This window comes from Aporhodopirellula sallentina SM41 (genome assembly GCF_000346505.1).
GTDB lineage: Bacteria > Planctomycetota > Planctomycetia > Pirellulales > Pirellulaceae > Rhodopirellula > Rhodopirellula sallentina.
Genome location: NZ_ANOH01000344.1, coordinates 1 through 1,151, shown reverse-complemented (window position 1 = coordinate 1,151; position 1,151 = coordinate 1). Strand labels below are relative to the sequence as shown.

The window sequence follows — 1,151 nt, the reverse complement described above, 5'->3', positions numbered from 1 at the left end:
TAACGGAAGGTTTTTACGACACCGCCGTTACCGAAGCGGTGGAGTTTGAATTACAGTAAATTGTACCAACGCCAGCGCACGTTGCCTACCAACGAAGGTGTGCCGAAGGCCTAGCGTAAAAACCATGTTATCCGCCTCTGGAGTGCCAATCAGCGTTGCGATCAATTACGACGTCAACCGTCCACCATCACTCGTGAGATAACAGACGAGCTGATAGTGTTTATCACCATGATCCCACGATACAAGTTTAGCCGACGTTGCATCATCGTAGCACTTTGGAAGCGAGTCGAGGTCACCATCAAACGAAGTATTGTCCGGCAGATGCGGGCGAACTGAGTTGGTGATAGCGTCGAATTTTGCGATCAGCTGGGCATGGACGACGGCGAGGTTAGGGTAGCCATCGTTACGCTCCGATTGAAAGATCGGGCCACCGCCGAAGTGGACGGTTTCAAACGTCGCGGCGCAAAGTTCGTCAACCGGTTCAAAGGGCCAGTCAAATTGCAACGGAGAGACAAACGTTGGAATAACGCCAATGAGCTGGCCATCACGGTCACGGCGAAAGAAGAGCTTGCAGTTCGGACACACTCCGCGTTCAGTGACCGCACCGAAGGTGGTTTCGCACCGCGGACATTGGCGGTCATATCGCGAATTATCCATAGGCTGAGGCGGATAACGGAAGGTTTCTACGACACCGCCCTAAACGAAGCGAGCGATGTCTGAACTAGGGAAATTGTACCAAGGCCAGCGAGCGTTGACAAAGATGGAAGGTGTGCCGCAGGCCTAGCGTAAAAACCATGTTGTCCGCCGGGCGCTACGGTTGAGCCTCAATCACTCGTAGGTTCAATGCAGCGTCGTACACATCACCACACAGGCCAGCGAAACCATCAACGGGACGACCGCCTGCACCGTACGCAACATAGTCGTTGAAGCTGCCCATACCGCCGTAGACGCTCATGACGGACGAAGACAGTCCATTGAGATCGTCTTGAGTGAAACCGTCCGCGAATGTCTCGGCGCGATGCAAGCAGTTGGCGAAGTGGCGCGCCCACACGCAGTCAGCGTCGGCGGTCAAGATTGGCACGAGACGACGCAGCCGTTCGATCAAGGTCTGCAGTTGAGCGGCGCGGTGTTCGGGATTCATTGATCTCAAG

2 protein-coding genes are annotated in these 1,151 nt (G+C 54.7%); both read right to left on the bottom strand.

Annotation, left to right across the window (positions count from 1 at the left end):
• Window positions 1–165: 165 nt before the first annotated feature.
• On the bottom strand, window positions 166–657 hold the full coding sequence (locus RSSM_RS22715) for a hypothetical protein (protein ID WP_044303330.1): 492 nt from the start codon (window positions 655–657) through the stop codon (window positions 166–168).
• Between the two features lie 154 nt (window positions 658–811).
• The coding region (locus tag RSSM_RS22710) for a DUF6966 domain-containing protein (RefSeq protein WP_044303329.1) at window positions 812–1,151 on the bottom strand (340 nt) is incomplete at its 5' end.

Bases quoted from the DNA above. Each gene is read 5' to 3' on its own strand.
- RSSM_RS22715 (WP_044303330.1), bottom strand. From the start codon at position 657: ATGGATAATTCGCGATATGACCGCCAATGTCCGCGGTGCGAAACCACC.